This window comes from Virgibacillus carmonensis (genome assembly GCF_057836705.1).
Genome location: NZ_JBYQFJ010000405.1, coordinates 1 through 521 on the forward strand (window position 1 = coordinate 1; position 521 = coordinate 521).

Consider the following 521-nt stretch of genomic DNA (forward strand, 5'->3'; position numbering starts at 1 on the left):
CGTTAATTTTAGACCGGTCAAGCTTCTCCGTGGAATGGAAAGCCCCTTGAAACAGGATAATCCGATTGATTTTGTCATTATCCGTGAGAATAGTGAGGGGGAATATACCGATTCGGGTGGCAATATGTTTCACGGGGAAACGAGGGAAATGGCAATACAGAACACGGTGATGACAAGGCAGGGTATCACGCAAATTGCTGAATTTGCGTATCAATATGCCCGGGAACATGGTTTAACGAAAGGAACAAATGCAACAAAGTCAAACGTCGTTGTCCATGCAATGTCATTTTGGGATCGGATGGTAGAGGAAATTGCTGACAAGAACAAGGATATCGCCTATGAAAAATATTATATTGACGCCTTGGCTGCCTATTTTGTCCAGCGGCCGAAATCTTTCGAAGTGGTACTCGCGTCCAATTTATTCGGTGACATTTTATCGGATTTGGGATCAGCCATCGTCGGAGGGCTGGGGCTTGCCCCGTCTGGAAATATAAACCCAAGTGGTGAATTTCCTTCCATGT

At 45.1% G+C, this 521-nt stretch carries 1 protein-coding gene; it reads left to right on the forward strand.

The window, feature by feature from the left end; translation table 11 throughout:
* Positions 1–521, forward strand: a 521-nt coding sequence (locus tag AC3G7N_RS22590) for an isocitrate/isopropylmalate family dehydrogenase (RefSeq protein WP_489424335.1), incomplete at both ends; no start/stop codon positions are given.